This window comes from Paraglaciecola sp. MB-3u-78 (assembly GCF_002835935.1).
Taxonomy (GTDB): Bacteria; Pseudomonadota; Gammaproteobacteria; order Enterobacterales; family Alteromonadaceae; genus Paraglaciecola.
Genome location: NZ_PJCF01000007.1, coordinates 111,005 through 137,286 on the forward strand (window position 1 = coordinate 111,005; position 26,282 = coordinate 137,286).

The 26,282-nt window shown below is 42.0% G+C and carries 20 protein-coding genes and 1 pseudogene; 5 read left to right on the forward strand and 16 right to left on the reverse strand.

Annotated elements, in window-relative coordinates; translation table 11 throughout:
• Nucleotides 1-85: 85 nt before the first annotated feature.
• The 3 genes from CXF95_RS19265 to CXF95_RS19275 all read right to left on the reverse strand — a co-directional run bounded on the left by CXF95_RS19265 (nt 86) and on the right by CXF95_RS19275 (nt 2,540).
• Entirely contained in the window at nt 86-1,195 is a 1,110-nt protein-coding gene (locus CXF95_RS19265) for a CmpA/NrtA family ABC transporter substrate-binding protein (protein ID WP_101200216.1), read from the reverse strand.
• Nucleotides 1,196-1,212: 17 nt separating this feature from the next.
• Nucleotides 1,213-1,848 carry an ANTAR domain-containing response regulator gene (locus CXF95_RS19270; protein ID WP_101200317.1) on the reverse strand — a complete coding sequence of 212 codons (636 nt, stop codon included), beginning with the start codon at nt 1,846-1,848 and terminating at the stop codon, nt 1,213-1,215.
• A gap of 284 nt (nt 1,849-2,132) precedes the next feature.
• A complete protein-coding gene (locus tag CXF95_RS19275) occupies nt 2,133-2,540 on the reverse strand; it encodes a DUF2750 domain-containing protein (protein WP_101200217.1) in 408 nt (135 codons plus the stop codon).
• A gap of 699 nt (nt 2,541-3,239) precedes the next feature.
• Between CXF95_RS19275 and CXF95_RS19285 the strand changes: the two genes are divergently transcribed.
• A complete protein-coding gene (locus tag CXF95_RS19285) occupies nt 3,240-5,036 on the forward strand; it encodes a M1 family metallopeptidase (RefSeq protein WP_232787938.1) in 1,797 nt (598 codons plus the stop codon).
• 119 nt (nt 5,037-5,155) lie between these two features.
• On the opposite strand, the pseudogene tnpA reads toward CXF95_RS19285, so the two are convergent.
• From tnpA to CXF95_RS29660, 3 genes and pseudogenes are all read right to left on the reverse strand, one after another.
• A pseudogene (gene tnpA, locus CXF95_RS19290) lies at nt 5,156-5,575 on the reverse strand (IS200/IS605 family transposase).
• A gap of 126 nt (nt 5,576-5,701) precedes the next feature.
• Nucleotides 5,702-5,983 (reverse strand): hypothetical protein, encoded by a 282-nt coding sequence (locus CXF95_RS19295; RefSeq protein WP_101200218.1) that lies wholly within the window; start codon nt 5,981-5,983, stop codon nt 5,702-5,704.
• A gap of 349 nt (nt 5,984-6,332) precedes the next feature.
• Nucleotides 6,333-6,497, reverse strand: coding sequence for a hypothetical protein (locus CXF95_RS29660; protein ID WP_157828188.1), 165 nt, complete (start codon nt 6,495-6,497; stop codon nt 6,333-6,335).
• A 207-nt stretch (nt 6,498-6,704) separates the two neighbouring features.
• On the opposite strand from CXF95_RS29660, the gene CXF95_RS19300 reads away from it, so the two are divergent.
• From CXF95_RS19300 to CXF95_RS19310, 3 genes are all read left to right on the forward strand, one after another.
• Entirely contained in the window at nt 6,705-7,166 is a 462-nt protein-coding gene (locus tag CXF95_RS19300) for a hypothetical protein (RefSeq protein WP_101200219.1), read from the forward strand.
• Between the two features lie 103 nt (nt 7,167-7,269).
• Entirely contained in the window at nt 7,270-8,709 is a 1,440-nt protein-coding gene (locus CXF95_RS19305; RefSeq protein ID WP_101197042.1) for an IS66 family transposase, read from the forward strand.
• Nucleotides 8,630-10,228, forward strand: a complete 1,599-nt coding sequence (locus CXF95_RS19310; RefSeq protein ID WP_101200220.1) for a tetratricopeptide repeat protein — start codon at nt 8,630-8,632, stop codon at nt 10,226-10,228. Before CXF95_RS19305 ends, CXF95_RS19310 begins: the two co-directional genes overlap by 80 nt.
• A gap of 168 nt (nt 10,229-10,396) precedes the next feature.
• Here CXF95_RS19310 and CXF95_RS19315 read toward each other — a convergent pair whose 3' ends face one another.
• The 7 genes from CXF95_RS19315 to CXF95_RS19345 all read right to left on the reverse strand — a co-directional run bounded on the left by CXF95_RS19315 (nt 10,397) and on the right by CXF95_RS19345 (nt 22,378).
• A complete protein-coding gene (locus CXF95_RS19315) occupies nt 10,397-12,520 on the reverse strand; it encodes a CHAT domain-containing protein (protein ID WP_101200221.1) in 2,124 nt (707 codons plus the stop codon).
• A gap of 429 nt (nt 12,521-12,949) precedes the next feature.
• Nucleotides 12,950-16,087 carry an efflux RND transporter permease subunit gene (locus CXF95_RS19320; protein WP_101200222.1) on the reverse strand — a complete coding sequence of 1,046 codons (3,138 nt, stop codon included), beginning with the start codon at nt 16,085-16,087 and terminating at the stop codon, nt 12,950-12,952.
• Nucleotides 16,080-17,180 carry an efflux RND transporter periplasmic adaptor subunit gene (locus CXF95_RS19325; protein ID WP_101200223.1) on the reverse strand — a complete coding sequence of 367 codons (1,101 nt, stop codon included), beginning with the start codon at nt 17,178-17,180 and terminating at the stop codon, nt 16,080-16,082. Before CXF95_RS19325 ends, CXF95_RS19320 begins: the two co-directional genes overlap by 8 nt.
• A gap of 587 nt (nt 17,181-17,767) precedes the next feature.
• The gene (gene cysD / locus CXF95_RS19330) at nt 17,768-18,688 is read right to left on the reverse strand and encodes a sulfate adenylyltransferase subunit CysD (RefSeq protein WP_101200224.1); all 921 of its coding nucleotides are present in this window, start codon (nt 18,686-18,688) and stop codon (nt 17,768-17,770) included.
• A gap of 149 nt (nt 18,689-18,837) precedes the next feature.
• Nucleotides 18,838-20,382, reverse strand: a complete 1,545-nt coding sequence (locus CXF95_RS19335; RefSeq protein WP_101200225.1) for a M17 family metallopeptidase — start codon at nt 20,380-20,382, stop codon at nt 18,838-18,840.
• Nucleotides 20,383-20,548: 166 nt separating this feature from the next.
• Nucleotides 20,549-21,088: a manganese efflux pump MntP family protein gene (locus tag CXF95_RS19340; protein ID WP_101200226.1), complete on the reverse strand. Its 540-nt coding sequence runs from the start codon at nt 21,086-21,088 to the stop codon at nt 20,549-20,551.
• A gap of 69 nt (nt 21,089-21,157) precedes the next feature.
• A complete protein-coding gene (locus CXF95_RS19345) occupies nt 21,158-22,378 on the reverse strand; it encodes an alpha/beta hydrolase (RefSeq protein ID WP_101200227.1) in 1,221 nt (406 codons plus the stop codon).
• A 225-nt stretch (nt 22,379-22,603) separates the two neighbouring features.
• On the opposite strand from CXF95_RS19345, the gene CXF95_RS19350 reads away from it, so the two are divergent.
• Entirely contained in the window at nt 22,604-23,488 is an 885-nt protein-coding gene (locus CXF95_RS19350) for an IS1595 family transposase (protein ID WP_101197018.1), read from the forward strand.
• Between the two features lie 167 nt (nt 23,489-23,655).
• On the opposite strand, the gene CXF95_RS19355 is transcribed toward CXF95_RS19350, so the two are convergent.
• From CXF95_RS19355 to CXF95_RS19365, 3 genes are read right to left on the reverse strand one after another with little or no spacing between them, the layout of a single operon-like run.
• Nucleotides 23,656-24,099, reverse strand: coding sequence for a beta-lactamase hydrolase domain-containing protein (locus CXF95_RS19355; RefSeq protein WP_101200228.1), 444 nt, complete (start codon nt 24,097-24,099; stop codon nt 23,656-23,658).
• A 13-nt stretch (nt 24,100-24,112) separates the two neighbouring features.
• Nucleotides 24,113-24,877 (reverse strand): sulfite exporter TauE/SafE family protein, encoded by a 765-nt coding sequence (locus tag CXF95_RS19360; RefSeq protein WP_101200229.1) that lies wholly within the window; start codon nt 24,875-24,877, stop codon nt 24,113-24,115.
• Between the two features lie 10 nt (nt 24,878-24,887).
• Nucleotides 24,888-25,754 carry an MBL fold metallo-hydrolase gene (locus CXF95_RS19365; protein ID WP_101200230.1) on the reverse strand — a complete coding sequence of 289 codons (867 nt, stop codon included), beginning with the start codon at nt 25,752-25,754 and terminating at the stop codon, nt 24,888-24,890.
• Nucleotides 25,755-26,282: the final 528 nt, after the last annotated feature.

A 26,282-nucleotide genomic window follows, 5' to 3' on the forward strand; every position in this document is an offset into this window, starting at 1 on the left:
CTATTCTGTGAGCGGATTTTCTAGTTTAAAAACAGTCCTCCCCATAAAAAGCAATGGGCCAAGGACGTATCAACCTAATGTTTGTTTAACCTGACCTGCGATAAAATTGCACTGCTTGGTCTTCGAGTTTCAAGCGCATTTGCTGATAGATATCGGGTCTAAATACATCTCTGACTAGATCAGCCGGTACCTCAATGTTTTTCAGCTGCCCTGCATTTCTCATTTGACTAATTAACCATTCACCTCGAATATATTCAGGCACATTGATTGAGCCATTGCTAGATTTGGAGAACTGATTATAGGAAGGGATAGCACGAGGCGGCATAGTGATATGGGTTAGACAACTGCCAATTAATGAGGGTGCAATCACATCAACAGACGCGTCTAAATATTGATCTGAACTCAATAAACGTGCAGCCTCAAATCGATTTGGAATACTTTCTAACCAAATACAGGCTTGTTTTAACGCAGCGGTTAAAGCGATAACGGTATTGGGTTTAGTCTGCTGAAAACTAGCTAATAATCCTAGGACTTTCTCAGGGCTATCTTGCCAAATATCAAATGAAGTCAAAGCGGTTAAACCAATCCCTGCTCTGACAGCTTTGGCATTCCAAGGTCCCCCAACACAACAACCATCAATTTCACCACTTTGTAAAAATGCCACCATATTCACCGGTGGCACAACCACTATGTCTAGGTCTGCCTCTGAAATATTCGCAGAAGCCAACCAATCTCTGAGCTGATAATAATGACAACTGTAAGGAAACACGGTAGCAAACCTTAGCTTCGGACGGTTTTGTTCTCTGCGCACGCTAATCACTTTCTGTAATAGATAGGCAGCAAGAGGCAACGTCACATGGACGAGGTTGTTTTCTTTTAAAATCTCTTGGTGTAATTTTTCTGACAACGTAATAGCGTTGCCATTTAAGCTAAGTACTAAAGGTGTGATCACTTTTACTTTGGCACAACCTAATCCTAATGAACTGGCTAATGGCATGGGCGCTAACATTTGAGCGGCGTCTAATAATCCGGCGTGTAATTTGTCTCTTAAGGTTGCCCAAGAATTTTGTTTTTGCAATTTAACATTCAGTCCCCACTGACTAAAGAAACCCATTTCTTTGGCCACAATTAATGGTGCCGAGTCTGTCAGTGGTATAAATCCTAAGGTTAAATCTGTTTGTTCAGGTTCAATCATACTTTTGACCTAATACCTTAAATAGTGTTGAGAAAAGAAATAAGAGTTTTCGCCACGTCATCCAATTTTTGCCCTGTATCCATAGCTGTCTTGCGCATGGCTTTAAAAGCGTCATCTTCCGATAGATTCTTTTTCTTCATTAATAATCGTTTAGCTTGATCAATCAGATTTCGCGAGGCTAGCTGTTGTTTGGTGTCACTTAACTCTACTTTTAATTTTTGAAATTCACGAAAGCGCGCTACAGCTGCATCCAAAATCGGTTTTACCCTTTCAGCTTGCAAATCGCCGACAACGTATGCGCTAACCCCAGATTCAATATATTGATTAATGGTGTCAGTATCTTTTTCGCCAGAAAACATCACTACGGGTTTAGGGTTGTAGTGAGAAATGGTACTTAAACTTTCTAAAATATCGCGGCTGGGAGACTCAATATCAATCACAATAATATCTGGCTGAATCTCATCCACCTGTTTTAACAGCGACATGTCGGGATTGACTAAGTGACTAATTTTGTATCGAGAGTTATTTAGAGCTGACGTTAATGACTCCGCTCTTTGGCGATTTTCATCAATCAACAAAATGCGCAATTCTGCTATCACGTTTTTTTGTTCTTTAGACAAGGCGATATGTTGCAAGCTATCTTTCCGATCCATAATAATCATCTTTCATAACTTTGCTTTAGCAAGCCATGAGCCAAATTTAATGACCATACATATCAAGAAGTTAAAAATAAACTTGTAAACAATTTGTTTTTTTAAAGACCAAACAGGTGCAAACGCACTAAGTTGGTGCCTTTACTATAAAGTGAATGATGCCCCCCTCAGTTGTTTTATCAATTCTACAAGCCGCATTATTTTAATATTCGATAATTGGCGATATACACATTGAACTGGGCGTATTGATCGCCCAGTCCAGATAACATCTTACTTAGTGACATTTAGCTAGGATCGTTTGCCGCTAGCGTTTTTAAATCCTCTTCAATACAACTGATCATTTCTTCAGCCTCAAGCATGATCCCTTCTTCATCATCACCTAATGGGAAAACCAATACTAAGGTATTGTTGTTTTTCATTCCCGGAAGCCATGTGTCTATCCATTCCACAAAATCAATTTTTTTAGGCTGGCAATTAGGAAATTCATCTTTCACCCAAGACTCAGCAAATTCTTTATGAGGCCAAACGGGTATACAGGCATCGTCATCAGCCTTGAGCATCACCCAACCGCTTTCACCATACAATCCCCAAAGGTTTTGTTTTTCGATCATTTGTGCCAATGCATATTCAAAACGCAGCTCGGGTAACATTTTACTTAATTCAAGAAAATGTTCCTGTGAAATTTCATTCATATCAATATCCTAATTTACATTTTCATAAAACAAAGGCTTTTTAAGCGTAACTTTTGCTTTTTCAGTCATTTCCAATTTGACTTAACTTTACTTAACAAGGAAGTGAACATGTCCACCGAAATTGAAGTATATACCCATACCACCTCAAAATGACGGATTATGAATACCATCCATGGTATTCACCATAGGCCAACCTGCGGTTGTTAAAATGTGTTCCATACACATTTTTCAGCGGGAGTTTAAAGCGATTTAGACTAGGCGGCTATTTGCAGGCTTAGCAATCTAAGTCAAAAATGGCCAACAACGGTTAAATCGCTTTAAAACCCGCCCGAAGGGAACGGCTGGGGCACTCCACTTCTTCGTTGCGCCAATTCAGAAGGTGACCGACATTCAGTCATTGACGCGCCTTGAATTGAAGCGCCCCAGTCGTTCTGAAACGCGCATTTTGAGGTGGCATGGGTATAGAATACCTCATCTCGCTCCCAAGCTCCAAAGAGTAAAAGTGGATTGACCTCTTAGTTGCTATCATAGTTGCCATCATAATTGCTATAAAAGGTACCTTAGGTTTTGGGTATTACAACTTACTAAATCAGTCAAGTGCATCAAACATGTTTAACACAAACCTGAATTCCTTAGATAATATGCGCCAATCAGAAAAAAGCACGGTTTAAACTCAATATATTGGTGATAAGCAATTTAGTGAATAAAACCAAGAGATTTACCTGCAAACTGGTGCTGTTGTTCAAGTCATGTAAAGATACACATATTCAGGAATTAGGCTGGACGATTGTTGTGACATATGCAATGAAAATGTTTCGAAAATTGACGACTTGTAGTGGTTTAATTATCTTGACGGCTTGTACCTCGATCGCGCCCCTTGACCCGATAATTGGTGACACAGGCCAAGCTTTTTCAGATTTAGCTAACCGTACAGATGTCATTAGCTACGGCTTAGATTTAGAAATATTCCCACACAGTAAAAGCATTGCTGGAGTTGGACGTAGTCACTTTTTAATCACTCAATACACATCACAAATTGAATTAAAACTAGATAGTCGTTTCGACATTTCCAATGTATCAGTTGCAGGAAAAACAGTCAGTTATGAGCGTGCTGGCGGCATTATAACCATCAACCTAGCAGAGCCTAAAACCAGCGGAGATTCAGTCAAGGTAGCCGTGCATTATTCAGGTAAACCCCATATTGCCCTTCGCGCACCTTGGTCTGGCGGCTTTGTTTGGAGCGAAACCGAAAATGGCACACCTTGGATAGCCACAGCGGTGCAAGGTGAAGGGTGTGATCTATTCTGGCCATGCAAAGACCATTTTGCTGATAAAGCCGATAGCATGGAGATTTCCTTAACTGTGCCTAAATCAGTTAGCGCGGTGACTAATGGTGTTTTGCAATCGATAGACAATATTGGCGAAGATAAACACCGCTTTAATTGGACATTATCTGTTCCCGCGAGTGATTATAATATAGCGCTTAATATTGGCCCATTTACGCGCATTCAACAGTCCTACACCAGCATAAACGGTGAATCGGTGCCTATAGAGTTTTGGGCACTAAACGAAAACACAGATAAAGCCAAAACCTTGATTGAAGACGACTTATTACAACAAATCAGTTTTTTCGAAGCGTTTCTGGGTCCCTACCCTTGGGGTGACCAAAAGTTAGGCTTTGTAGAGACACCACACCTAGGCATGGAACATCAAACCATCAACGCCTATGGCAAAAAGTATCTAAGGGACAAAAATGGCTTTGATTGGTTATTACACCATGAACTCGCTCACGAATGGTTTGGGAATCTCATTACCCACGAACAACTAAACGATGCTTGGTTACACGAAGGGTTTGGTTTTTACATGCAGCCCATTTACAGCCTATACAAATTTGGTGAAGCCGCTTATTCCCATGCCATGTATCAATCCTACTTAGGACTGGTTAATTGTCAGCCTTTGGTTAAGGAAGGGGTCATAACGTCAGACCAAGCCTTTAATTCTGATATCTACGGTAAAGGAGGCTGGACCTTACATACGCTAAAATGGCTGATAGGAGATGAACTTTTTTGGCAAGCCAATCGCAAATTGTTGTATGCCACAGATGATACTCACAACTTGCCCTTCCCTATTACGCCTAGATATAGGAATACTCAAGATTTCATCGATATCGTTAACACAGTAACTGGCGAAGATTACACTTGGCTATTTGAGGTGTATTTAAAAAGAGCTGCTTTACCAGAACTACAGCAGACTCGAACAGATAATAAGTTAATTCTTAAATGGCAAACACCTGACAACCTAGCGTTCCCGATGCCAATTACCATCTCAATCAATGGTAAAAGTGCCATCTACACCACAATAGATGACCAAATAACATTGGATGTAAGTCTACAAGATCACATTATTATCGACCCACAAATGAAAGTACTACATTATTTACCTATCATAGGTTTATGTGAGGAAAATCAATACCTTAGCAATAATAAACGTTCATAAGTTAACATCAACCTGAGCTGGAGCAGCCCCTCACATCAGGTTAGTTAAAGTACCACCGGCAGAGCCGGGGGCTTATTAGATGACGCCCTAAAAAGGCTAAAGTAAGCGCCAAAGGCGCGTTAAATACCGAATTTTAGCTGCTCTCTGTCAACGTCATTCTTTTCTTGATTTCGGATATATTCCCTAACCATTTCTTCGTCAAGTCCTACTGTAGATACAAAATACCCTCTAGCCCAAAAGGCTTCCCCTGCGAAATTCTTTTGTTTACCTTTAAAATTTCGAGCTATTGATATTGCACTTTTTACTTTCAGGTAACCTACTACATTTTAAACCGCTAACTTTGGAGGTATGCTCAAACACATATGGACGTGATCCTTCATTAAGTGCCCCTCTTCTATCACTACTCCTTTTTGCTGCGCCAATTCGTGAAATATTTCTCCCAGATATTTTCTTAACGTTCCAAATATAATCTTTCGCCTTTTCTTGGGAATAAAGACGATATGGTATTTACAATCCCACCTTGTATTAATTAAAGTCACACTGTGATTTGGCTGGAGCTCCCATAGATGCCTTTAAGTTGATTCCCATTTAGCCAATGTGAGAGCGAGTCACTAAATAATTCACTGGGTAAGTTGCTCCCAGTCGACGTCGGATATCCCATCTATTCACTGGTACGTCTTCAGTTCGCTTTTGTAGGACAGACTCCACTGGTGGATCACGTCGCCACGAACCCTTGCAAACAATACCTGTCCGACCACCGAAAACCACAGTTGAACTGGCCAATCCCCTGCGTAGAAAGTGCGTATTGATTCTCCGGCAGCATTGTAAACCTGGATCGTTCCATTACCTGTGGCAACAGCGACCGTGCCCGAAGGGTGCCGGTTGACGGCGCTAACGAAAGCCTCATGGGGGCCGAGTTCATTGGGAAGCTGGTCATTGAGCAGCATACTGAGGCGCTGCGGCGGAAGCGGCTTTCGATGGACTTAGAGATCATTCAGATACCCTTGTGACAAGTTAAATTCATCGAACAAATGGGAGTATAAGTAAAATAGACCATAATTTTTATATATGCAAAAAGCATTGATTTCATTGAAATTTGGGTGAATGAATTGATTGTTATGGCAGTTTGATAACTAAGAAAATTAACACTCAGTGGCATTGAGACGAGTACTGAACATGGGCGACTTAAAATTTGTATCTAAAGAAACACAAATGCCGCACTAAAAAGTAGACAATAGATATCAACGCGTGTCTACTTCGAATAGAGTCATTTTGACCTGAGCGATAAGTATCCGATCAATCTATACGCGTATCGGGTCTACCGGGACGGGTATCTGGTCTACCTGGACGCGTATCGGGCCTGCCTGGACGCGTAACTGACTGCTCAGTTTTTTCAGCTTGGCTCTCTTTCTGATGACTATTTGTGGACTCATTTTCGTTGCTTTGCTCTGATTTTGACATTACCCATCTCACTTTGTGATTATACTGAGAAATGAGTATAGACTCAGATTAGAGGAAAAACTATATTGTGTTTTGAACTTCTTCTATGAATATTTCAGCCAATAATAACAGGGAGTAACGCTTATTTTATCCCGCTTTTTCAGCCAGTTTATTTCCGAAATTCGTCGGCGAGAGGTTATTCCTGTTGTAATAACCTACGCCGTAGTTATGTGGTTAGTGCTGCAAGTAGCGGAGCTGACTTTTGACCCCTTAGGACTGCCAAAGGGTGGCATACGCTTGCTCATTATTATATCTATTGCTGGATTCCCAGCGGTGATTTTTTTAGCTTGGATACTCGATTTGAAGTCCCAAGGAGTCATGTTCGACTTGCCCTTATGGCAAGTTGAAGGCGCGGTAACTCGGCAACAGAAAAAAGCGAGTAGACCTTTGGCACTCTTATTGTGTTTATTGGTCATTGTGGGGACTTGGGGCTTAGTGATAATTTTGGATAATAGGATCCAGCCTGCAGAAGTCGAAGTGACAACACTTCAATCTCAATTTGAGCCTAAATTAGATGCAGTAGAAACGGATTTCCCTGCCAATTCAATTGCTGTCTTAGCCTTTGAAAATTTTGACGGACAACCTGAATCTAACTACTTTGCTGATGGACTAGCTGAAGAAATATTGTAACTATTCAGCCTCATGAAAATATATTTTGACGATCCCAGCGATCGTATTGACTGATCCCGCTAGGATGTCAGACTTGCCTTAATATCACTTTAGTTATTAACCAATGAAGATTGACGGCATTGAAATCGACAGTGTGATCGATTCAACAAAAAAGTTGCTTACAGAGGATAAATCAATTTCGCCGGCCTTAAGAGCGGCAATTGAATTGATCATGCTGGTTGTGTCTTTGCTTGCTAATCGATTAGGACTAAATAGCCAAAACAGCAGTAAACCACCCTCCACAGATTTTGATAGAAAGAAGAATTCAAGGACTAAATCTGACAATCCGGCCGGCGGCCAGAAAGGGCGGGAGGGTAAAACGCTGAGCCCGTTCGAAGAGCCCGATGTAGTCAAGGATATTCCCGTAAACAGGGCGCTATTGCCTCCTGGGAAGTATCGTGATGCTGGCGTCCAGTGTCGTCAAGTGGTTGACATAGAAATATCACGCATGGTCACCGAATACAGAGCGCAAATACTGCTCAACGAAACAGGCAAGAAATTCACAGCTGAGTTTCCACAAGGTGTTAACAGTGCTATCCAATATGGCGATGGCATTAAAGCGCACGCGGTTTACCTGTCACAATATCAATTGCTGCCTTATAAACGTATTGAAGAGTATTTTTCCGATCAACTCAATATTCCGATCAGTGCGGGAACCTTGTTTAACTTCAATCAAAAAGCGTCAGATTTAATTGAGCAAACAGGTGCCGCGGATCGGATCAAAGCCGCACTACGAGCATCACCCGTGCTGCATGTTGATGAAACAGGCGTCAACATTAACGGCAAGCGGCGTTGGTTACATTGTGCCTCATCACTTACCTGGACGTATTTCCATGCCCACGATAAACGTGGGAAAGAGGCCATGGATGCGGCCGAGATACTGCCATGCTTTACGGGCATTCTGTGCCATGACCACTGGAAACCTTACTACAAATATATCCTATGTGAACATTCTCTGTGCAATGCCCATCATTTGAGAGAATTGGAAAGAGCGTGGGAGCAAGACAAGCAGAAATGGGCCAATGAAATGCGTGCACTGCTGACCAAGCTTTGTCAGGACGTGAAGGATAATGACGGTAAGTTAACGCCAGAGTCTGCCCGCGTCGCCAGAGAACAGTACCGTGAAATACTCTTTGAGGGTGATAAGGAGTGTCCGCCACCAAATGAGGAGGACCGACCAGCAGGACAACGGGGTCGTTTAAAACGAACCAAAGCGCGCGCCTTGCTTGAACGGCTCAGAGAATTTGAAAATGATGCGCTTAGATTTATCGAAATAAAAGATGTCCCCTTTACTAACAATCAAGGGGAAAACGATATTCGAATGACAAAAGTACATCAAAAAATATCGGGATGTTTCAGAAGTCAAAACGGTGCGGATATGTTTTGTTTGCTTCGCAGTTACATATCCAGTTGTCGCAAGCAAGATGTTTCAGCAAGTGAGGCGTTGCGACTATTGTTCAAGGGCAGGCTTCCTGACATCTTTTCATCTGCGCGACCTGAATAGTTACGAAATATTAAACCATTTATCAGGGATCCGAGAACTTAATGTTGCTGCCCGATCCTCTTCATTCAGGTTTCGCGGTGAACGGGTCGATGTTCGTGAGGTTGCACAATTATTAAATGTCGGGCATGTACTCGAGGGCAGTGTTAGGCGAGAGGGCAATCGCATTCGCATTAGCGCTCAATTGATAGATGGTAAAGAAGGATTTAACGCTTGGAGTAAATCTTACGATCGCAACCTTGATGATGTTTTTGCAATCCAAAGAGAAATAGCATTTGCGGTTGTAAATGAATTAAAGATAGCTCTGTCGGTTGATTCTCAAAATCGATTACAGCAAACACAATCAGAAAATATTGATGCTTACATTTTTTATCTGCAAGGATTAGAAAAACTGCGCAGTTCACAACATGCAGAGCGTATCAGCACAGCTAACGAACTCTTTAATCAGGCACTGAACATAGACCCTACTTTTGCCCGCGCTTATGCGGGAATATGCGAAGCTAACTTAGCACTGTATGAAATCACTAATAATGTTGACGAATTTACCAATGCTGAAATAGCCTGCGAAAAAGCCCAAAACCTCAATATTGATAGCAATAGTGAGGTTAAGATAGCCTTGGGCCGTTTATATCGCGTTCGTGGTTTATATCAAAAAGCGGAAAATATCTTGCTCAAAGCCATCGCAATTTCCCCTACCGAGGTTGATGCATATATCGAGCTTGGCGAAATATATTCAGCCCAAAAGAAATTTGATAATGCTGAGGCGTCTTTTTTACGGGCAATAGATTTAAAGCGCAACTATTGGAAAGCGTATGAAGCCTTAGCTAACTTTTATTACACTAAAGAACAGTATAGTGATTCCGCCAACACTTATGAAATTGTTGCGCGCCTTACGCCAGATTCTTCAAAAGGGTATCTTGGTAAAGGCTCAGCGTATTGGATGCTTGGTGATACTAAACAAGCACTCCAAGCATATGAACGCTCACTAGAATTAAATCCTTCTCGACAAGCCTACACCAATTTAGGCATGTTTTACTACTACGCGGGCCAATTTGAACAGGCAGTAGGTATGCAGTTGAAAGCATTAGAATTTGCAGAAACGGACCACAGAGTTTGGGGGCGATTGGCCGAGAGTTATCGATTTATTCCTGCGCAAGAATCGGAGTCACAGTATGCTTATAAACGTGCAGCTGAACTAGCTCGTGATAATCTGCAAATTAATAAAGAGGATTGGCATACCCGAGCGATATTAGGCTTATATTTGGTTCATTTAGGTGAACAAGCAGAAGGAATGAATTTGCTCGAAGCAGCGATTGAAAAATCGCAACGGAATCCTGAAATTCTCTATTTTAAAGCTTTGGCTTTACTCCAAGAAGACGATGCGGAGCAAGCTATTACACTGCTACAAGAGGCCATAGTCCTTGAGCGATATTATCAGCAATTCATAGCTTTGGATCCCGATTTAAAACGCTTGCAAGACGATCCTCGGTTTATTTCTTTGATGCCTGCTGCCGAACTGTAACAATAAGAGCATTAAACAGTTTTTGAATAACCATTGTTTTAGGTTATTGGCTCAAGTTCGTTAGCACACCTAGCTAATATCACACATAGCAAAAATCAATCCAATGAACCTAAACAAACATAACATTTGCGAAGTTACCTAAGAATATACGCGAACATCATCAATTCACTATTGTTCAATCGCCTGCACTAAAGTCCAGCCGTTGCGTTTTGATTCGATAACTTTTACGGTCTCGCGCGCCTTCAATGTGCCAATATCCTTACCTGAATTGTCATCATCGGCCCGCATTGTCTTGGCGGAATTGTTTGTATAAGAATCGGATACTATTTTGTTTAGATAGACCCAACCTCCCCGCGCCGATATGTGGAGTGTAACCGGTTGGTTAGCAATCCAAGGAGTGTCTGCCAATGGCTCAGTCTTAAAAATTTGTCCGGCGTTGCCGTCAAGATTGAGTTCGTATAGGCTCTTGTGTGACAAACCCAAAGCATCAAGTTTTTCAATAGCCTGCTGCAGACCCAATGAAACCAGATCCGGTAGCGGGATCCCTGGAGCAGCCATATACAGCGTAAGCCCGGTATCGTGAGGGATAATAGTGCCTACCTCGGGCTCGCTTCTAACAAAGGTACCTTCTGTTATACCTTCCTCTGGAAGAGCAACAACTCGTTCAACTGTTTCGATAGTCACTGGCAGGTTTTTCAACAGACTCCTTATCTGCTCCTCGTTCTTACCCTGTAGATTTTCCAGCTTAATGGTACCGTTAGAGACGACGAGTTTAACTTCCTTGTCGACATCAAAACTGCTTAATGCCGGTGGATCAGTACGCAATACTGTGCCTTTTTTCTCGCTGCTGGGTATGCCGACAGTGTCAGGTGCTACTAATAATCCTGCTTTTTTAATGACGCTGGTTGCCTGCTTTACGTTGTAAGCCTCTTTGCTTATATCGGGAATGATTTTCTCAGACGACCACATAAAATTCCCCGTCGCGATTAGAACCATCACAACTGCGGCAGCAATCAATCCTTTTATAGTCTTAGATATGCCAGGTTTTTGGATAACAGGAGCTTGGATATTCTGCTTTGGTGCTGCATTTGCAGTGGCATTTGACGGTGGTTTGGGCAATGGTGGAGCTGCTGGGATTGGTTTTTCAATGTCGAACAACACACCATCAGGTGAACGCATGAACAGCACCGGTGTCGCCCATTCCATGGTAGAAGAGTCTGCAAGCTTGATCGCTTTGCGACCTTCAGCAACGGCTGCATCCACAGGATAGCCAGAAACGATGCGGGGATAAAAAGTACCGGCAAAACTCACTGCGGCCTTATCAGTAATCGGGAACTGCATTGCCACAACAGCCGGAATCCCGGCCATAATCATGGCCGTGGCTACTCCAGCAAAAGGATCCTGACCTTTTTGCTTAGTGGCCTTGGCTGTGTCACAGGCATTTAAAAACACCAAGCGCAACGACTTGACGTCTTGTAAAATAACGCCACCTAATGTTTGGCCGTCAAGTGCTAAGGGCTGACTATTTTCGTCCTCAAGCAGGAGTACACCGTGGCCTGTCGCACGGTCAAAGTCGCCGTGCCCCATGTAATGCAACACGTGATAGTCTTTCTCAGATAACTTGTTACTGAGTCGTTGAGTGGTGGCCGGTCGTTCCAAAAAGTCCACTTCAACTCCACTTTGCCGTGCCCATGAACGCTCAATCAGTTGACGTTCCTGCTCTAAATTTAATGGCGTTACGCCTTCGGGACTGGACATAACAACCAGAATTCGCAAGGGCAATTCAAAAGCTTGAGGTGCGAAGGGACGCTGTACATTTAAGTAACGCACAAGTGGCGTGTTGCGCGATAGATTCAAGTAGTCGCGAGTTTCTTCGCGATACAATAACTCCCACGGCAAACTGGCCAGTGCAGCCACATCAGAATCTGTGGGATCAATCTGTAATTTGATACGAAGACCACTGTCGTCGCCGCTGACCATTCCAATACTTTGATCAAAAAGCGTTTTGGTGGCGCCGATAAAAAGGCTCTCAAAGAGAGCTTTGGGCAGTTCGTGGGACTGTGGCATATCGGCTCTTGACATCGACATCTCGCGAGTTGCGTCAGCGTCTATATCTGGAGATGATGCACCCCGAAAGGTCCCGGCCAGCTTTTGCATCATGCCAGCAGCGTCATCCAGTTCAAATGGTAGACGTAATTTGGAACTACCTTCACCCGCGGGTGATTGGATACTGATGATGTAATCCTCACCTTGCTTGGATTCAATTTTGATAATGAAATCTTTATAATGCATAGGTGCACCTCAAACTCGGTTGATTACGACTGGTAGGTGTAGATTCTGCGTCCATCAATTGTTTTAGTCTCTATTGTCCTTGAGAGTAAAAAGAATAGAACACTTACCAAATCTATGCAATATGCATTAATTTTGCTGATATTTAGATAATTAAACTGATTGTTGAGCCATGTTGACCGACGATTTTAGCTAAGGCTATGGTCGTATTAACGTCGATTGGAAAAAGTTATTAGAGGGGATTTTGAGCATAACGCGACATAAGTAACCTTATATTGTTTAGATGATTTTAGTCCTTTGTCAACAGTCGAAGATACTTTGTCTCAAGCTCACTTTGGCACATTTGAGTCTGTCACTTATATCAAATACATGTAAAGTTAAGTGCAGACTCGTGCAACTAAATGTGAAACTAAGTGCTTGGCAAACCCAATATCATGTGCTTTTTACTGCTGCAATCCCTGCCGCACCAGTGCCTTCAATGTTCTTAACTTTAGAGTGATTAGATGCTAAAACCATATACACGCTTGGTAGTACTAAAAGGGTAAACATGGTGCCAACTAACATGCCTGCGACCAAAATGATGCCGATGCTATTTCTGGCCTCAGCCCCTGCACCTGTCACTAAGACCAAAGGGAAATGTCCTAGCACTGTGGCGGCGGTTGTCATCAGTACTGGACGTAATCTTGTTTGTGCTGCTAGCTGAATAGCTTCAATTTTAGCGTACCCTTGCATCTGCATATGATTAGCAAATTCCACAATCAGAATGCCATTTTTAGCTATCAGACCGACCAATGTGATAAAGCCCACTTGGGAGTAAATATTGATAGTGGTGAAATCAAGAAACGTGAACATCATCGCTCCTGCAAGTGCCAAAGGCACTGAGCCAAGTAACACCACAAGGGGGTCCCGAAAACTATTAAACTGGATAGCCAAGACTAAAAACACAAACACTAATGCCACCAGAAGCACACCTTCCAGAGAGTTGCCTTCTAAGCGAATTTGCCGTGATTCACCCGCATAGTCGATATTGTAATCTGCAGGTAATAGTTCAGCCGCGGCCTGTTCTAGGGCACTGAGTCCTTGCTCTTTAGTTGTGCCAGGAATAACTTCGCCATAGACACGAAAAGCATTTTTCTGTTGAAACTTAACTAACACTCTTGGTGCCACTTCGGTTTCAAGTTTAGCGATAGAGCGGATCGCGACAAGGGCGCCACTTGGTGTACGTATTTGCAAGTCTAATATGGCATCGGGATTCACTCTTTGGTCCTCATCCACCATGGGGATAACGCGATAGGCGCGACCATCTTTGTTAAATCGATTCACGAAATTGCCTGATAACATAACATCTAACTGGCGGCTGACACTCGCCAGATCCATGCCTAAATCCGCTATTCGTTGACGATCTAATAAAAATCGCGCTTGTGGTAAATCAATTTTTAAATCTGTTTCAGCAAATAAAAATTTACCACTGGCCATAGCAGCGGCCACCATTTTGTCAGCGTAAACTTTCATATCTGCGTATGGGTCAGTACTTAATACCGCCATTTCAACAGAGAAATTACCGGACGTGGGTAAAGCAGAATCCAATACCGGAAAAGCCTTTAAACCGGGCACCGATGACAGTGCGCCAAAGGCCTTCCAAAATATATCTTGTACACCTTCGCTACGGTCTTTTAATGGCACAAATTCAACACCACCAAAAGCACCAACAGGATTGATAATTTGCCACATAAACTTACCACCATCGAGTTGTTTCATCACGTCTACCACATCGTCCATGTGTTGAGTGGTATATTGCAAAGATGACTCTGGAGCGGCTTCGATAATAACGGTAATACTTGACTGGTCTTCAGTGGGTGCAAGTTCTTTGAGGGACAATAAATAAAAAGGCACACTTAACAAAGCCAAAAACACCGCCCCAGTTAATACTTGTGCTTTAAAATCTATTGTTCGTAACAACAACTTACCGTACCACACTTGCAAACGTGCAAAACCAGCATTGATTTTCAGGGTGAACTTGCCTTCTTTCCCCCCTTCAGGGCAAGCATAAGCACTCATGATGGGCGACAGAGTCACCGCCACAAACCCTGAAATCAAGACGGCAATCGCTAGAGTAAAAGCAAATTCTTTGAACAAGGCGCCTGTTAAGCCAGACAACAAACCTATTGGTGCATAAACAGCTGCCAAGGTGATAGTCATACTAATAATCGGGGCTAATAATTGCCTTGAACTGATTAGCGCAGCTTGCATTCTGCTCATGCCACTGCGCATATAACGTGCAACATTTTCCACCACCACTATGGCATCATCTACCACCAGCCCCACCGATAACACTATGGCTAAGACGGTTAATAAGTTAAGCGTAAACCCCATGAGGGTCATAGCCGCAACTGCGCCCAAAATTGAGATAGGGATAGTAATAAGTGGTACAAGAGCGGTACGAAAAGAGCCCATCATGATCACCACCACAATACCGACCAAAACAATGGTTTCGGCTAGGGTGATAAAAATTTCCTGCAGCGCGTTACGCATATATAAGGTGCCATCAAAACCGCTGGTAATAGACAGACCTTTGGGTAATGTTAGATTGATACTATCGAGTTTTTTATACAACCTATCGCCGATATCAATCTCGTTTGCACCGGGCAGTGGCCAGACAGATAAAAAAATTGAGGTTTGTTTGTCTAAACGTGCAGTCACTTGGCCTTCTACTTCGCCTAGTTCTACTTTAGCGATATCACTAATACGAATTTGCGCGCCATTCGCTTCACGGACAATAAGCTGGTTAAACGCCTCAACATTGGTCAAAGAACTGTCAGTCATTAAGGCGATACGTTGTTGATTGTTCTCACTGGCACCTATGGTCGCAATTAAGTTGTTATTACGCAGTGCATTGGCCACATCATCAGCAGCCACATTAAACGCTGCCATTTTTTTAGTATCTAGCCATATTCGCATAGCAGGTGAACGACTGCCTTCAAGTCCGACTCTTTGCACACCGATAATAGTGGATAAATTTGGCACAACACGCCTAGATAAATAATCGGTCACTTCTAATCGCGACATACCGGCGTTTTCTTCATCGTATTCAACGTTTAGATAAAACACCGCAAAGGGCCTGTCTGCTCTGACAACTTGTACAGAAGGATCTTCAGCCCCCTGTGGCAACTCGAAGCGAATTTGATCCAGTCGTGCAGACAGCTCGGCCAGTGCATCAGTGCTGTCTTCATTCAGCTTCAACCAGACGTTAACTGTGCTTAAACCTAGGGTAGTATTCGAGTCGATATAATCTACGCCGGGCACCGACGCAGCGGCTCGTTCGATAGGTTCGGTAATAAAACCTTGCACTACATCAGCGGATGCACCGATGTAAGGGGTGGTAATTTGTAATGAAGCGCTAGCGATTTTAGGAAACTGTAAAACAGGTAAGTCGATTGATGCACGAATACCCACCAGCACTAAGACCAAAGATAAAACAATAGCCACCACTGGACGCCTACAGAACACATCCATAATTGAAGGTTGGGTATCTTCCTCGCTAATAAGCAACTCGCCTTGGGTCTTATTCATTAACGGCATGCCCTTCATCAGGGGAAGCTACGTTAACTAATATGCCCTCTCTGAGTTTAGATGACCCTATAGAAGCAATATTCTGACCAATGGAAAGGCCAGCAGTCACAATGGCCGTTTTGTTATCTTTAGCCTGCACTTCTATACTTCGACGTGTTGCGCGCCAAGCTCCATTTTTATCTTTATTCAAGATAAATACATATGTGCCAAACGCATCATAACGCACAGCTACACTGGGTATTCTGACTATGTTGAGATTGTTTCCAATTGACAGCTTCACTTCAATTAAAGCGCCAGGTTTAATCTGTTTAGGGGGATTAAGCCACAGAGCTCTTGCACGTAAGTTTCTCGAAGCTATGTCGATTTCCTGACTTAGCGCAATAACCTTAGCGGTAAACACAGCAGTTAACAAACTGTCTGAATGAATCTGAACAACATCTCCCTCGGCCAAATTAGCGTACTCTTGAGGAATTAAAAAGTCCAACCAAACAGCGTCACTCACACTTACCAAACGCGTGATTAAAGTATTGGCTGACAAATAACTACCGACTTCAAGTTGATGTAACCCGACCATTGCATCAAAAGGCGCGAGAAGTGTCTTTTTGGTAATAGTAGACTGCAGAGCACGGACATTGGCTTTAGCGACAGCTAATTGGGCCTTAGCTCTGTCAAGTTGATCGCGGCTAGAGGCGTTACTCTTGATCAACTCTGCAAATCGATTTACCTCCAACTGCGCTATACTGACTTGTGCCGTTAGCGCCGCTAATTGTGCTTCTTCATTTTCCACATCGAATTGCAATAACAGCGAACCTTTGCCCACGTTACCACCTGAAACAAATCCAACCTTGGTTATGACGCCAGCTAATTCATTACGCAGGTCTAGGCTTCGAGTAGCAACCACTTCCCCCATAACACTTAAATTAGGTTGCCACTGGCTCTGCTCAGTTACAATACTATGCACAGTTTCACTAGGTTCGGGAAAAGACTCACCAAAAGCAATAGCTGCTTTTATCTGATTAAACTTCACAAAACCCAACACACTCACCACAATCAAACAAAATAAAAATGTCCATACCCAACGCCAAAAGTGCATAGCGGTTCCTATCGATAATAAAAAAGAATGTAAACTAAGATTACGGCCATGTAAGGCTTTTAGTTCTATAGATATTGAGATAATACATTTTTAGTCACATTAACTATACAACTAGCATCACTTGATGCAAAACATCGGTTGATCAGAGCGCAAAAACACTTATCTGTGCACAGAAAATAGGAAACTAACAACTAATTAGCAGACAAAATTAAACTGAGTAAAGTCATTTTCCGCTCAGTGAATTTTACTCAATTACGTATGGCTTATTCTGACACAGTGCAACCTAAGCACATTAGGATTAGGTCTCATATTGGTATTGATTGCGACCGTTGTGAGGTAATAACTAATGAAATATTTGATGGGATCACTTATACCAACCCGTATAAAAATTCACTCTCTCAGTGGTCACTTCTTTATACTGATTGCTATTACATAAGAGCCTAAAGACTAAAAACAGAGACTACATTTTAAAAGCAAAAGCCTCAAAATCGAGTTTTTTTTTAAAAAAACTACGTTAAGGCTACAAAATTCAACAGGTTTTAGCAAAATCCTTTTTGCTAAAAGACAACGTTAGACTACTCGCCCCTCTAAAAATAACCTTCCCGTTTTTTCTTCTCCATTGAGCCTGTTTGATCTTTGTCTAGCAGCCTACCTTCCCGCTCACTATTTTTGCTGGCAATCATTTCAGTAACAATACCTTCCAATGTATCGGCATCACTGATTATTCCACCTGTTTGCGGGTAACAACCTAGCGTTCTAAAACGGATTTTTCGAACTTTTAGGCTAGCTTGTTCTTTTTCTGATAAATATGTCAGCATTCTGTCGTCATCTAGTGCGAGTATTTGCCCACTGTCTTCATCAAGCCAACTCATGCGAGGAGCTGCAAAATATAGAGGCACTATATCAATTTGTTCTTTTAAAATGTAAAGCCAGATATCCAATTCAGTCCAATTTGACAAAGGGAATGCTCTTACCGTTTCACCTTTATTTATTTGCGTATTATAAATTGACCAAAGCTCGGGGCGCTGATTTTTTGGATCCCATTGGTGGTGTTCATTACGCACCGAAAACACTCGTTCTTTTGCTCTGGATTTTTCTTCATCCCGTCTGGCACCCCCTAATGCTGCATCAAATTTATGATAGTCTACGGCTTGTTTGAGGGCAGACGTTTTCATGTGATCGTTATATTTAACTGATCCAGACTCAATGGGGTGTATACCGGCATCTAAGGCTTCTTGATTAGTATGTACTATAAGTTCAAAGCCTAACTTTTCCTGTAAATTGTCTCTAAAAGTACCCATTTCATGAAACTCCCAAGTAGTATCAATGTGCAACAAGGTAAAAGGTACTTTGCTAGGCGCAAAAGCCTTACGTGCTAAATGCAGCATCACGGTAGAATCTTTGCCAATTGAATAAAACATACAAGGCTGTTCAAAACTCGCTGCTACCTCTCTTAATATATGAATGGCCTCAGCTTCTAATTTTTGTAAGTGCGTTAAATTAAACATCTATTACCTTAAAGGGATTTAGTTTGTATCATTTTTATAAGTAAAAATGATGGAACACCGATACCAAGGGCACCTAATATTCGCGACTATTGGTGACAGAAACGACGCCCCAAAAACCGTGGTCATCGAGTCTGTGTTTGAACTATCTTTTATTTAGAATGATCTCGAACTAACTGGTCCATAAACCGCACGCCCCAACCTTGGCTGCCTTTGGGTGCAACATCAATATCAGCTTCCAACCAATCTACGCCAGCGATATCTAAGTGGATCCACGGCAAATCTTCGTCGATAAAAGTAGCAACAACTGCAGCGCCGATACTTGCACCAGGATTGCCAGCACCTGAATTTTTAATATCAGCAATAGGGGATTCTATTTGTTTAAAATGGTTAGGATGAAGAGGTAAGGGCCATACGTTTTCTCCTGAGCGCTTACCTACATCCATCATTTTTTGAGATAATTCAAAATCTCTGGTAATCACAGCGGCATACTCATCACTCAATGCTCGGCCAGCAGAGCCTGTCAATGTGGCTATATTCAATAACATTTTAGGTTTATATGTTTGCTGAGCATAATAAACAGCGTCAGCTAATATCAAACGACCTTCTGCGTCGGTACTGATGACTTCAATACTCACTCCCTTCATGGTTTCTAACACATCTCCAGGACGAATTGCGTCTTGACTTGGCATATTTTCTGCCAGTGGCATAAAGCCAATTAAGTTGATGTTTTCACCGCGTTGAGCGCTAGCATAAAGTGTTCCGGCAACCGCTGCAGCGCCTGACAAATCTGACTTCATGGCCCACATTCCAGTATTCTGCTTTAAGCTAATGCCACCTGTATCAAATGTAATCCCTTTGCCAACCAGCGCTATAGGAGCATTCGTTTTTTCTGAACCACGATAATTGATAACTAACAAACGAGGATCATTAATAGAGCCTTGCCCGACCCCTTCTAAAGCGCCCATTTTTAACTTTTTAATGTCGCGCATATCAAGCACGTCGATATCCACATTTTTGATCCCTTTAAATTTTGCTTTCACTAAATCAACAAAAGCTTGGGGATACATATTGTTGCCCGGTTCGGTTGCCAAATCTCGGGTCAAGTGCACACCTTGAGCTATGTATGCCAAATCAGTGTGATACAATTTTGTGGCGTTATCTGCATTATTGGTCACTAGGGTAACGTCAGATTCACCGCTACTCTTTTTTGTTTTGTAGCGGTCAAAGCTGTAATGACGCAAGTGATAACCGTAGGCTATATGAGCACTTGGCAGTGCTTCAGACGTTTTCAAATTTTCCACATGTATTGCTAAATTGAGATCGTCTTTAGTTGAACTTAGCGAGCTGGCTATTTTGCCTCCTAAATCTTGAAGCTCAGGCGCACTTAATCCGTCTTTGTTTTGAGATCCAATTAACAATAGAGATTCTACTTCGCCAATCATCTGCAAATGCAGGGTGTTGCCTTTTTCTGGTGTAAATTTATTGAGTTGTATCAATTTACTTAATTGACCATCCGATTTTTGGTCTAAAACGTGAGACATGCCATTCAAGTTATTCACGTCGTCAATAAATACCACATGGAATGTTTTATCTGTGGGGACTGATGTAGTAAATTCGAAGGAAGCCTTTGATAGAAGGGGATTTGAGAAACCGAGCACCCCAAGAGAAAACACCACTAAAGCTTTTAATTTCATATTGTTTTTTATCCTAATTATCAAAATTAGCATAATTATAAAGGTTTACAATTGCAATAAAAATACTGTTTAAGTTTCATAAAACATCGTATTTTACGATGTTTTATGAAACTTAAACGTTAAAAAAACTCGGAATGCGGTCCTAGCACAGGGTAATACCTATCACTCAAGCAAAAAGTAATTTACAACCTATCAAGACCAACACTATGCCACCGAATAGCTCAGCTTTACTTTCAAGCCAGGTACCACTTTTAGCACCAACAAACACGCCAATCCCACTAAAAACCAGGGTTATCAATCCTATGATGGCACAGGCAACAAATGAATTGACATCAAGTAGGGTGAGTGAAAAACCTGCGGCTAAAGCATCGATACTTGTTGCTATAGCAAGAACGAGCATCACTTTATGGGTTATTTTTACTATGTCTTTTTCAATGCCTTCTGAAAAAGACTCATAAATCATTTTGCTACCAATTAAAAGAAGCAGCACAAACGCTATCCATGGGGCATATGCTCCAACCCAACCAAACACTTCTTTGCCACCTATGTAACCAATCAATGGCATTAGCCCTTGGAAAAAACCAAAGTATAGTCCCGCCATAATGGCAAGGGATGGGGTTTTGTGAGTATGCTTCGCTCCCAATCCGATTGAAACTGCAAATGCATCCATACTTAAAGCTAACGCAAGAATTACGACTTCGATCACTCTTAAAACCTCTATTCGATACAATATTTTTCAAACGGAATGTCAGATAATTATTAAAAATCTGACTAATTACTTTATCTCAAACCACCCTTTCAATACTTGGTACACCTCAGGATCGTTTAGCAGCTGCATATGATTGATGTGAGTACCTACCCATTTATGGGTCTCAGGAAACTGCAAATTGAACGCTGGATTTGGGTGCTCTCCCAAGGCACTTTTTATCCTGACCAGTCCATCACCTAGAGGGTAATTAATACTTTCTTTAGCACTAGTTGCTACTGCAAAACAGCGCACTGAATCAGGCAAAGGCAAAGGACCCCGTTGGTCGCCACTAAACTCAAAACGCTCGGTAGTATGCCAATCCGATTCCTGTACATTGCCATAACGTAAGTCTGTGATCCCAGCACTGCGCACTTTCACTAAGCGTGCAAACGGAACCGTGTATGAATGCACACCTAAAATTAAATCAATCCAGTTCCCGGCTTTTTCAAGAGCCGCCCCATGATGTGGCGTACCTAAAAACACTAATTTATTGAGTCGTTCAGGCCACTTGTGACCACTATTTTCTGCCACATGAAAAGCACTGCGTGATACCAGTCCTCCCATGCTGTGGGCTAAAATATTAATATCTAAGTTTTTATCTGTTAGGTTCACCAAAGACTCCAACAAAGCAGCAAACTGTTTACCGTTGTCAGAAATATGCTTCCCAGAATTATAGTGTAGGTATAAGGCTCCCATACTCGACTCTTTTGCCAACTCAGCGCCATGGTCATGACCTTCTCGGCACCACTGCAAGTCATTCATACACAAACCATGAGCCATGATCAGCAGTTTGCCATTACTTTGCTTTATGACGTCTAAGAGTTGTTCATCAGTGAGGGTTTGGCCATCTCTTCGAAAGTGCATTGGAATGGCCAAAGGGTTCTCGCTAAGAACAAGATGATCACCCAACACCCCGTTCAGCGCGGCGAGTAAGGCCTGAGCAGAGGCTGAATCTGGTTGAGAGGCTAGGGTTTTACTTATAGCCGCTAGTGGTGCATCAATACTTTTACCTACCAACGCTGTCACATTACGTATATTGCGATACACCAAGCCACCGATACCTGAAAGCTGTTCTTCTTCAGATTTTTTATGTAACCCAGAAAGCGGACTTATGCGTTTATGTAGTGATTCAACTATGTCAGTGACGGTTAATACTGCGTCAATAGTTAAACGACCCACACCATGTATTTTGGAATTGGCGGCTTGCTGGGGACTATTTTGGCTTTTATCTTTGGGACTATCGTTCATAGATATCAATCTGGATGCACAATAAGGGGACCTGATCATAACATGATCTGTTGAACTGCAGTCGAACAACTTCAAAGGCAAATGGACTCTGCACTAAGAGAAAATGTGGCTCCTTGAATCCGTTATTTACAAAAGCAAATCCCAAATAAAGGTTCATGCTTCTCCACTTTGCTCAGGCATGAACTAAACTGTATATGAAAATAAACAGTTTAAGGGAGTTCGAACATGAACACGCCAGAAGCCAGTTTTTTAACGTGGCAACAGCAATTCAGAACGAATAAAGATTGTCTCCAGTATCTGAAGGAAATGAAGTGGCCTAATGGGTTTATGTGTCCTCAATGTGGTCACGACAATGGGATTGACCTTCACTGCCGAGAATTAACCGAATGCAGCCATTGTCATAAGCAAACATCGGTGATGTCAGGTACTTTATTTCATGGTAGTCATCTACCGTTACTCAAATGGTTTTGGGCACTGTATTTTATAGGCTCAGACAAAGGCAGTATTTCAGCGTTAAGGCTAAGCAAGCTTATTGAAGTGAATTGGAAGACTGCTCGGCTTATGTTAACGAAAGTGAGAGCGGCTATGGGACACAGGGATAGCCTCTACCGATTGTCGGGCACAATAGAGTTAGATGATGCCTTTGTTGGCGGTAAGCACAAAGGCAAGCGTGGTCGTGGAGCAGAAGGGAAAACCCCCATTATCATAGCATGTGAAAACAAGCATAAAAAGGCAGGGTTTATCGCAATGAAAGCGGTTAAAAATGTGAATTTTAAAACAGTAAAAGAATTTGTATCACATCACCTTTTAGCTAATCAGCATGTCAGAACGGATGCTTATCCTGCGTTAAATATTATAGATAAAACACAGCAACATGAGCCAAGAGTCACGCCAAGTGAAAAGGTAGACGAATGGTTGCCTTGGGTTCATATCGCGATAGGTAATTTGAAAACGTTTTTGTTGGGCACGTTTCATGGCGTTACGGGTAATTACTTACAAGAATACTTGAATGAGTTTTGTTATCGGTATAATCGCCGTTTTGTGGAAAAACAAATACCTAATCGATTGTTAAACTTGGCAATTATTCATACTCCTTTAAAATCAACCTGAGTTAAATGGAGAAGCATGTAAAGGTTTATTTGTATGGCCGTAGTAACTAGAGGTTAAGTTTCAATTTCAGGTTACCTAAGCCAAAACGGGAATTTCTTAAAATAGGCTGCAAGTCATGTTAGGCCAAATCGCAAAACATCATAAAAAAACAGGTGTTGTAGCTATTATCAAATATTGGCACCAAGCCAGACCTTTTCACGCTCTATGTCTTGCATTAGCTCTTTTACAGCGCTGATATTACAATTACTTTTCTCACACTGGTTTTCGATATATTTCAATGTTTCAGAATGAGAGTTAGCCAACGCCCAAAGATGAATGGCACGATTACCGGTGCGGCAAAACGCATGTACTTTGTCATCCCCTGTGGCCAGTTGTTTGAAAAACTCCGCTATATCCTTCTGTGAATAACTGTTTGCTTTTACCGGTATGTGCACATATTCGATACCATGGGAGCGCACCTTAATAGCCAACTGTTCTGCGTTTTCTTGCCCTGGCTCTTCATCATCCAGTCTAACATTGACAATTTTGGTGACACCTTGCGCTTTGAGCGCTTCTAAAGCCTCATCATCGATGGGGCCGGATATAGAAAAGTTACTTGATACTTTTTTCATGCTTAACTCCTATTTAGAAAATGTCGTAGATTGTTGTGCCAAATATATATATGCCCAGAACAACCAATACTATGGCAAACAGCTTTCTTATCTGTTGTTGTGGGATTTTATCGGCGATGCGCACACCTATGATTGAGCCTAAAATCCCCATAAAAACGATCACCGAAACGATTTTCCAGTTCATCGTCAAAGCAAATTGTTCAAGTACATGTTGGTATTTCAGATAACCGATAAACGATTGCATCGTGATGATGATTAAACTGCTGCCAATAGCTTGTTTAAAGGCCAATTTCCCGAGTAAAAATAAGGCCGGTACAATCAAAAATCCACCACCTACACCAACAAAGCCTGCAATGGCACCCACTAAAATACCAGCACTGATCACCAACAGATTTCGTGGCACTGGCACAGCGCTGTTAGTTGACGTGACCGGTGAGAACATTGACCGACTTGCAATGAGCATAACAATAGAAAATGTGAGTAACTGAGCTTCGCCAGAAACAAACTGTGAAGTCCACGCCCCAAAGTATGTACCGAGCATACTCGGCAAACCAAACAACATCACAAACTTCCAGTTGACTAAGCCGCGCTTGATATAAGACATACTGCCAAAAGCAGATATACACCCTACGATAAAAAGTGACTCAGCAATGGCAAGTTTCGCAGGTTCATCTGCGACATAAATGAGCAGCGGTACGGTAATAATTGAACCACCCGATCCTAACAAACCTAAACTCAGCCCGATTAAAACCGCGCCTAAAACAATAAAAATATTCAATACGATGACTCTACAATGTGTTTAAAGGGATTTTTAAATAAGCATGCCCATTCGACTCTTTAGGCGGCATAGCCCCTGCCCTAATATTTATCTGAATCGCTGGTAACAACAAACGGGGCACATTCAAGGTCACATCTCTTGCTTCACGCATTTTGACAAATTCTTCTAACGTCACACCGGCTTTAACGTGCACATTATTGCGCTGCTGTTCAATCACCGATGTTTCCCATGCAAACACATCCCTTGCAGGCGCCTTATAGTCATGCCCCACAAACATTGTTGTTAAAGCTGGTAATGACAGTATTCGTTGAATTGACTGATACAGTACCTTTGCGCTGCCTAGGGGGAAATCAGTTCTCGCGGTGCCATAATCTGGCATAAACAAGGTATCACCAACAAAAACTGAATCTTCGATCAAGTAAGACACACAAGCAGGTGTATGGCCTGGAGTATGTATCACTGTGATATTGACGTGACCTAATTTAATGATCTCTTCATCCGCAAACAGATGATCAAACTGACTACCATCGGTTTTAAACTCTTTTTCTAAATTAAAGAGAGGTTTAAACGTTTCTTGAACACGGCATATGTGCTCTCCAATGCCAATACTACCTCCCAATACGCCTTTTACATAATGCGCGGCAGATAAATGGTCAGCATGAGCATGGGTTTCTAATATCCATTCTAACGTATAGCCATTTTTTACAATCTGACTGACAATTATGTCAGCTGATAGAGTGCTGGTGCGCCCTGATGCAGGATCATAATCCAGTACCGGATCGATAATGGCACAGCAAGATGTTGCAACATCGACGACTAAATAGCTGATCGTATTAGTATCTTCATGGAAAAACGCAGTAATATCGATTTTATTCATAAATCTAATCCAGTTCGCCGTTGGGAATGTCTAATAGAAATTGCAAAAAGCTAGTCGATCGTGGCTGAGTAAAACCACATAGCGCTGATTTATCCAGCTAAATAAGTTGTACCATATTCTTCCAGCCATTAATGCATCTAGATCATTGAAAGGTTCATCTAACACCACTAATTGAAGGCTCGCAACAACATAACGTGGGAAGGTGACACTCTTTACCTGTCACCCTGAAATTTGATCCCCGAGTCATCTAACTAAGCTAGGTAAGGTACATACTGGCACTAAGGATGAACTCGCATAACTCCTTAATGAGAGTACTCGTACCCTTTATCGTAAGTTACAGAGGTTTGACTTAAAGCTATTTTAGTGTGCTTGTTCCTAGGATTTCTGGCATACATGTGTGGAAAATCAGCAAACTGCTCAGCTACAACATTGATAAAAATCCATAAGGTTTAACTGACCTAAGCCTTATGGATCATAGTCTCAACCCATACTAATTAATCCCATTGATATAGAATAAACCCGAAACAC